Source organism: Streptomyces sp. NPDC001634 (assembly GCF_040298185.1).
Lineage (GTDB): Bacteria > Actinomycetota > Actinomycetes > Streptomycetales > Streptomycetaceae > Streptomyces.
On the sequence record NZ_JBEOZU010000051.1, the window covers coordinates 60,553 to 68,295 of the forward strand.

Sequence of the window (7,743 nt, forward strand, 5' to 3'; positions counted from 1 at the left end):
GGTCTGCCTCAGCCCTCGACGCTGATGCCGCGCGACTTCAGGTCGTTCACCGTCCACTGCTGTATGTGCGCCAGCAGATCGGTGATCTTCTCCTCCTTGCTCACGACCTTGGCCCAGCCGGCCTGCAGTTCGGTGAACATCGCGGTCCAGTCCGGGCCGAAGGTCCAGTCGCTGGTGACGGTGCCGAGGCTGTCCGTCACGACCTTCTTCGCGGGCTCGTAGTTGGTGCCGAGCAGCTTGGCGGAGATCGCCTCGGCGACGTACGACTGGCTGTCGGCGAGCGCCGGCATCACCCCGTTGCCGGTGTCCGGGCTCGCCATCGTCTTGACCGCACCGGAGTCGGTGGACATCCACAGCGCCGCTTCTGCGGCCTGCTTCTGGTTCTTGCACTGCTTGGTCACCAGGGTCACACCGCCGCTCTGGTTGGTGCCGGCCGGGGTCTTGGCCGCCTCGCCCTGGAACGTGGGCCACGGCGACAGCGCCCACTTGCCGTCGGACTTGGTGAAGTTCTGCACCATGCCGGCCATCTGCCAGGTGGAGATCTGCCGGGTCGCGGTGCCGCCGTTGTCGTAGTTGCGCTGCACGGCCGCGTAATCCGCGAAGGAGAGCTTGGAGTTGAGGTCGTTGTCGATGATCTCCTGGATCACCTTCGCGGCCTTGAGGGTGCCCTCGTCCTGGAAGTTCACCTTCCAGGAGTTGCCGTCGATGGCATACCAGTGCGCCCCGGCCTGCATGGAGAGCACTTCCAGGGTGCTCGGGTCCTCACCGGCGTAGTTGGTGACCTTGACGCCGTGCTTCTTCAGCACCTTGCCGGCGGCTATGAAGTCGTCCCAGGTCGCCGGGGGCTTGAGGCCGTACTTCTCGAAGATGTCGGTGCGGTAGATGGTGAACGCGGGCGCCGAACTGGTGGGTACGCCATAGACCTTGCCCTGCACCTGGGCACTGGCCCAGGAGCCCGGGTTGAACTTGTCCTTGTCGGCGCCGACGTACTGGGTGATGTCGGCGAGCGCGCCCTGCGAGACCCAGGTCGTCACGTACTCGGCGGTGTTCTGCAGCAGGCAGGGCGCGTTTCCGGCCTTGACCGCGTTGGTCAGCTGCTTCTGCATGGTCAACTGGTCGGTGACCTTGGTGTACTTGAGCTTGACGTCCTTGTGACTGGCGTTGAACGCCTTGACGACGGCCTCCTGGCCGTTGGCCCAGCCCCAGAAGGGGAGGGTGACCGGGCCGGAAGACCCCGAGGAAGCTTTGTCTCCGGAGCCGGATCCGCCGCAAGCGGAGAGCAGACCTGTCAGCGCGAGACCCACGGCGGCGGCGCGGGCGACCCTTCTCCGGGGGCTGATGAAGTTCATCTGACCGTGATCCTTCTGATGTAGGCGTTCTCAGAACGAGAGGACGGCGGCTCGGTGTTGGCCAGGAACGGCGGCCGGAAACCGTCGGCTCGCGGTTGCGGGGGGTCGGCCAAGCAGAATCAGTAGTAAGCGGTTGCCGTGGACCGTAGGCCGATGGTGCGACCCCTAGCAAGGGGGCGGGCGGAAATTGTTACGCCCACTCGTCCGTGAGAAGTGGTCGAGATGTCACCCTGCGATACACAGAGGGTGGGGATAAGTGCAGGCCAGCGCCTGTTCTGTAGGCCCGCTACCGATTCTGCTGCGAGCGGTAAGCGTTCTCGTGAAAGCTCCCCTTCGGGCGTGAAAACGCTTACGTAACCGGCTGCTCGACGCCGTTACGACCGCCGGGCCGGGGGCTGGACGGAGTTCCGCACGACGACATGTGTGCCCAGCACCAGATGGTCGCCGTCGCTTCCCCTGCGGCGGCCCGCGCCGCTCTCGCGCCGGTCGGCCACCGCGCGCAGCGCTACGCGGCCCATCTCCTCGTAGGGGACGTGCACGGTGGTCAGTTGGGGAGTGAGCTGGGACGCCAGCGGGATGTCGTCGTAGCCGACGATGGACACGTCCTCGGGCACCCGCAGCCCGGCCGCCCGCAGCGCCTGCATGGCACCCGCGGCCACCACGTCGGTCCCGGCGAGCACCGCGGTGAAGGCCGGCCCCTGGCGCAGGCTCTCCTCGACCGCCTCGTACCCGTGCTCGTAGTCGTACGGGCCGTGCCGCACCATGCCCGGGTCGAACGGCACGCCGTACGCCTCGAAAGCCCGCTGCGCGCCTCGCAACCGTCCCTGGGCGGTGGTGAGTTCGGAGTGCCCCGGCAGCACCAGGACCTTGCGGTGACCCGCGGACAGCAGATGGCTGGCCATCGCGTAGGCGCCGCCCTCGTTGTCGTAGTCCACCGTCGTCGCCGGAACGTCGCCCTCCAACGGTGGCCGGCCGACCAGTACGAGGTGCGATCCTGCCGCGTCCAGGGAGCGGGCGAAGCGGGCCATCCGCAGCTGGTACTCGTCGTAGTCGTAGGCCCCGCCGAGGAGGACCACGGCGGCGACGCCCTGCTGGCGCATGAGGTTGACCAGCGCAAGCTCCCGCTCGGGGTCGTCTCCCGTGGTGCCGACCAGCGAGAGCCAGCCGCGCAGCGAGGCGGCGCCCTCGACGCCCTTGGCCACGTGTGCGAAGGCGGCGCCGGTGATGTTGTTGAGCAGGATCGCCACGGTCGGCGTGCCGCCGCCGGCCAGGGAGCGGGCGTGGGCGTTGGTGACGTAGTCCAGGTCCCGGACGACCTTCATCACCCGGCGGCGCAGTTCGTCGGAGACCGGGTAGTTGCCGGACAGGACACGCGACACGCTGGCGACCGACACACCCGCCCGTTCCGCCACGTCGCGGATGGTGGCTCGTCCGGCCTCACCCTGCGCCTTGCGCTGACTCACCGTAGCGGCTCCTTCACCGTGACGACCTTCTCGTCGGACGAGCCGCGGTCCTGCCGCCCGCTGGTGCTGAAACCGTATCCCATGGTTACTCGGGACCGGACCCGGTCGCCGGGGCGACGTTCAGGCGACACGGGCCAGGTCCGCGCGCCGCACCTCATGGGCCAGGGGCAGGCCTGCGACCAGGCGCTCCAGCTCCTCGGTGACGATGCGCCCTAGGCGTTCCAGCTCGTTGCCGAGCGAACCCGCGATATGCGGGGTGAGGAAGACGTTGGGGAGCCCGTACAACGGAGATCCGGCGGGCAGCGGCTCGGGTTCGGTGACATCCAGGACCGCGCTCAGCCGGCCCGAGAGCAACTCGTCGGTGAGCGCGTCGTGGTCGACCAGGGCGCCCCGCGAGGTGTTGATCAGCACGCCGCCGTCCCGGACGAGGGCGAGCCGGTCGCGGTCGAGCATGTGGCGGGTCTCGGGTATGTCGGGCGCGTGCAGGCTGACGATGTCACTGCGGCGCAGGAGGTCCTCCAGCGGCAGCGGTCGGGCACCCAGCGCTTCGGCTTCGGCTGTCGCCACATAGGGGTCGTACAGGAAGACCGTGAAGTCGAACGGCCGCAGCAGTTCCAGCAGTCTGCGGCCCACGCGTGAGGCGCCGATGATCCCGATCCGGCGGCCGAGGTTGCCGGTGGCCGCGGTCTCGGCCGGGAGCGGGTATGCATGGGTGATCCGGAACCGCTCGCGGTGGGCGAAGGCGTCCTTCCCGGTGAGCAGGATCATGGCGAGCGCGTACTCCGCGACCGGTAGTGCGTTGCCGGTCACGGCGCTGGAGACGGCGATCCCGCCCTGCCACAGCGCCTCGCCGATCAGCGAGCGGACGGAACCCGCGGCGTGCAGGACGGTACGCAGTCGCGGCGCCACCGCAAGGGTGTCCGCGTCCAGGTGGGGGCAGCCCCAGCCGGTGATCAGCACCTCGGCCCGGGCCAGCGCGGGGGAGGCCGCCGGGTCGGTGAAGTCCCGTACGACGAGCGCCGGGTCGATCTCGGCCACCTTCCGGAGCCGCGCGATGAGCGGCGGAGGGAACAGCAGGGGCAGGTGCACCGGATCCATGGCGAACACGACCCTCGGCAGCTGGGCGCTGGGCATGACTCTCCTGAGGCATGGGGAAACATTTTCAGAAAGCGTCTTCTACCGTAGATCTGTGTCAGAGGGGCGGTCAATCAGTGGGGTCGGCCACAACCGGTTGTTGAGAGTGACGAGCGGAAACCGCGCCCCCTGTCCGGGCTGAACCGGACGGCGCGCGTTCGCCGCCGGTGAGCTGTCGGCTGTCGGCATCGTCGCGCGGAGTCACGGGTACGTCGCGGCCAACGCCGCCCCGCGCCCGCCGACATGGGTCGCTCGACCAGCGAAGATGGCGCAATCCGTGCTGTTGCTGAAGCAGGTTGGGAAGCCGGCCGACCGGTGCGCTGCCCATATCGCCGACGCCGCCCGGACTTTTCGAAAGTCTGCGAGGAGTCTTGACGTCGATCGCGGACAGGAAGAAGCTCTGGCCACTTGGTCATAGCAACCGGTTTCCATGACGGATGCGTGCTGCGTCCTGCTCGCGGCAGGCGCGGCAACCCCGCACCCACCCGCAGCAGAAGGTGAGGCGTTCATGCGCTTTCACGCCGGTGCTCTCCTCAGCCGCCGCTTCCTCGCGCTGTCGGCCGGCGGCGCCGTGGCCGGCGTGGCGGCCCTGAACGGATGCGCGCTGCAGGCCCCGGGCGGGGCCGGCGCCTACGCCGTGGGAGCAATGGTCAGCAGCAGGAAGTCCACCGGTCGCTCCACGCTCGCCGTCGCTGTCATGTCCACCTGTGTCACCTCGGCAGGGACGTCCGTCGCCCACCTCCAGGCCGCGGCCTCGGTGATGTGGGCCATCCCTATCCTGCTGATCTTCCTCGTCACCCAGCGCGGTTTCGTCGCCGGGATGTCGACGTCCGGCCTCAAGTAGCCGCTCCCACAGATCTGTTCACCCATGGCAAGGAGTGAGGATTGACTTCCTCCCCCTCGTGAACGAGGGGGATTCCTACGGCTCGCGCCGTGGGGTTTTCTGCTTCGTCGCCGACTGCCCGCCCGGAGTTCTCCGTTGAGGTCTTACACCGGCTCCACAGACAGACACCGCCAGCCCGGCGGCCAGAAGGTTCTGCGCCGCGTTCACGTCCCGGTCGTGGGTCGTGCCACAGCTGCCGCACGTCCAGGTACGGACGTTCAGCGGCATCGCCTCAGCGAGGCGGCCGCAGGCGGAGCACAACTTGGACGAGGGGAAGAAGCGGTCCACTGCGATCACTTCCCGCCCGTACCAGTCGGCCTTGTACTCCAGCATGCTCCGGAACTCGGCCCAGGCGGCATCCGAGATGGCGCGTGCCAAGCTGCGGTTCTTGACCATGGTGCGTACGGTCAGGTCCTCGATCACGAGCGTTTGGTTTTCGCGCACGAGTCGAGTGGCCAGCTTGTGCAGCGCATCCCGCCTGCGGTCGGTGATCCGGGCGTGGATCTTCGCGACGCGATGCCGTGCCTTGCGCCGGTTGGCGCCCTCGCCCCTGGCTTTGCGGGACAGTTCCCGCTGAGCCCTGGCCAGGCGCTCGCGGTCGCACCGCTCGTGCCGGGGGTTGGCGATCTTCTCCCCGGTGGAGAGGGTCAGCAGGTGGTCCAGGCCGACATCGATGCCGACCGCCGTATCGGCAGTCGCGAGCGGCTTCACGGATGGGTCCTCGCACAGCAAGGAGACGTACCAGCGTCCCGCGCCATCGCGGCTCACGGTCACCGTGGTCGGCGTGGCCCCGTGAGGAAGGCGACGCGACCAGACGATGTCCAGCGGCTCGGCCATCTTCGCCAGGTGCAGACGGCCATCGCGGAACCGGAACGCCGAAGAGGTGTACTCCGCGCTCGCTCGGGACTTCCGCTTGGACTTCAGGCGCGGGTACTTGGCGCGTTTGGCGAAGAAGTTCGCGAAGGCGGTCTGCAGGTGCCGCAGTGCCTGCTGCAGCGGGACGGAGGAGACCTCGTTGAGGTAGGCCAGTTCCTCGGTCTTCTTCCACGCCGTCAGCATGGCCGAGGTCTGGTTGTAGTTGACCCGTTGCTGCCGCGCCCACGCCTCGGTACGGGCCGCGAGCGCCATGTTGTAGACCTTCCGCACACATCCGAACGTGCGCGACAGCTCGGCTGTCTGCGCATCCGTCGGATAGAAGCGGTACTTGAAAGCCCGCTTCACGTGAGTGGCCATGGCTCACAAGCTATCTCAACTTGTGGCCATCTGTTGGTAGTTGGTGATGAATGCCGATCCGCCCAGAGAGCGGATCGGCTCTCCCTCCCCTGCTCCGCAGGAGTCCGTTTCCTCCCCCGCCTGAAGGCGGGGGTATCCACGGAGGAATCCAGATGAACACGCCCCTGTCCCGCCGTACCGCTTTCCAGGCGGCGGGTGCCACCGCGCTCGCCGCCGGACTGTCCGGCCTGACGGCCACGGCGGACCGGGCCGCCGCGGCCGACGACAACCCGTCCGCGTCGAAGCTGATCACCTACCCGCGCCCCTCCATCATGCCGACCAACACCAGCTTCAGGGTTCGGGTCCGCACGGCCCCCGACGGGGAGTGGCAGACCCTCGACATCTGGCGGCCCCGGCTGGAGGAGATCAACCCCACAACCGGCTCCGGCAAGGTCTACGACACCTCGATGGTGTACTTCGACTTCCAGGGCACGGCCGAGATCGAGGTCACCTACCTCAAGGGCGGCACGACCAAGGCCCGGGTGAGACCCGACGCGCTCGGCATCAAGCCCGAACTCCTCGGCGACACCCTCCGCTTCACCCTCGACGAGCCGCGTGACGTCGTCGTCCAGATCAACGACCAGATCTTCGACTGTCTGCATCTGATCAGCAACCACCTGGACCACAACCCGCCCGCCGCCGACGACCCGGACGTCATCTATTTCGGCCCTGGTGTGCACACCGTCACCGGCGGGGTCCTCACCGTCCCCAGCGGCAAGACCGTCCACCTGGCGGGCGGCGCCGTCCTGACCGCCCAGGTCTACTTCAAGGACGTGGAGAAGGCCTCCCTCACCGGGCACGGCATGCTCTACGGCGGCACGGCGAACGGCGTCCTGTGCGAGGGCAGCAAGAACATCCGGATCGAGGACGTCATCATCATGAACCCGGGGGGTGGCTACATAGCCACTCTCGGCGAGAGCGAGAACGTCCACATCAAGAAGGTTCGAGGGTTCAGTTCGCGGGGCAACGGCGACGGCATCGACATCTTCTCCAGCAGCAGTGTCGTCATCGACGGCTGCTTCCTGCGCAACTCCGACGACTGCATCGCCATCTACGCCCACCGCTGGAACTACTACGGCGACACCCGCGACATCACCGTCCAGAACTGCACCCTGTGGGCGGACGTGGCCCATCCGGTCAACGTCGGCACGCACGGCAACACCGACGCCCCCGAGGTCATCGAGAACCTGGTCATCAGGAACATCGACATCCTCGACCACCGCGAACCCCAGATGGGCTACCAGGGCTGCATCGCGCTCAACCCCGGCGACTCCAACCTCATCAAGAACGTGCGCATCGAGGACGTGCGCATCGAGGACTTCCGCTGGGGCCAGGTGATCCACCTGCGGGTCATGTACAACACGAAGTACAACACCTCGGTCGGCCGCGGCATCCAGGACGTCTACGTCAAGAACCTCACCTACACGGGCACGCGCGCCAACCCGTCGCTGTTCCTCGGTTACGACGCCGGCCACGCCATCGACAACGTCACCTTCGAGAACTTGGTGATCAACGGCACAGTCGTCGCCGACTCGATGAAGAAGCCCAAGTGGTACCTGACCACCGACACGGTGCAGTGGTACTACAACGAGCATGTGACGAACCTCAGGTTCCTCACCACCGCCGAGGCCGAGGCGGCCGC

6 protein-coding genes are annotated in these 7,743 nt (G+C 67.6%); 2 read left to right on the forward strand and 4 right to left on the reverse strand.

What is annotated here, in order from left to right:
- Window positions 1–8: 8 nt before the first annotated feature.
- The 3 genes from ABT186_RS29500 to ABT186_RS29510 form a co-directional block, all read right to left on the reverse strand.
- Window positions 9–1,349 carry an ABC transporter substrate-binding protein gene (locus ABT186_RS29500; RefSeq protein WP_351235873.1) on the reverse strand — a complete coding sequence of 447 codons (1,341 nt, stop codon included), beginning with the start codon at window positions 1,347–1,349 and terminating at the stop codon, window positions 9–11.
- Between the two features lie 374 nt (window positions 1,350–1,723).
- A complete protein-coding gene (locus ABT186_RS29505; RefSeq protein ID WP_351235872.1) occupies window positions 1,724–2,812 on the reverse strand; it encodes a LacI family DNA-binding transcriptional regulator in 1,089 nt (362 codons plus the stop codon).
- A 120-nt stretch (window positions 2,813–2,932) separates the two neighbouring features.
- Window positions 2,933–3,946 carry a hydroxyacid dehydrogenase gene (locus tag ABT186_RS29510; RefSeq protein WP_351927613.1) on the reverse strand — a complete coding sequence of 338 codons (1,014 nt, stop codon included), beginning with the start codon at window positions 3,944–3,946 and terminating at the stop codon, window positions 2,933–2,935.
- A gap of 508 nt (window positions 3,947–4,454) precedes the next feature.
- On the opposite strand from ABT186_RS29510, the gene ABT186_RS29515 reads away from it, so the two are divergent.
- Entirely contained in the window at window positions 4,455–4,790 is a 336-nt protein-coding gene (locus tag ABT186_RS29515) for a hypothetical protein (RefSeq protein WP_351927615.1), read from the forward strand.
- Window positions 4,791–4,865: 75 nt separating this feature from the next.
- Here the strand turns inward: ABT186_RS29515 and ABT186_RS29520 are convergent, their stop codons facing one another.
- Window positions 4,866–6,062 (reverse strand): RNA-guided endonuclease InsQ/TnpB family protein, encoded by a 1,197-nt coding sequence (locus ABT186_RS29520; protein ID WP_351927617.1) that lies wholly within the window; start codon window positions 6,060–6,062, stop codon window positions 4,866–4,868.
- Between the two features lie 152 nt (window positions 6,063–6,214).
- Here ABT186_RS29520 and ABT186_RS29525 point away from each other — a divergent pair.
- Window positions 6,215–7,743, forward strand: a 1,529-nt coding sequence (locus ABT186_RS29525; RefSeq protein ID WP_351927619.1) for a glycosyl hydrolase family 28 protein, incomplete at its 3' end; no start/stop codon positions are given.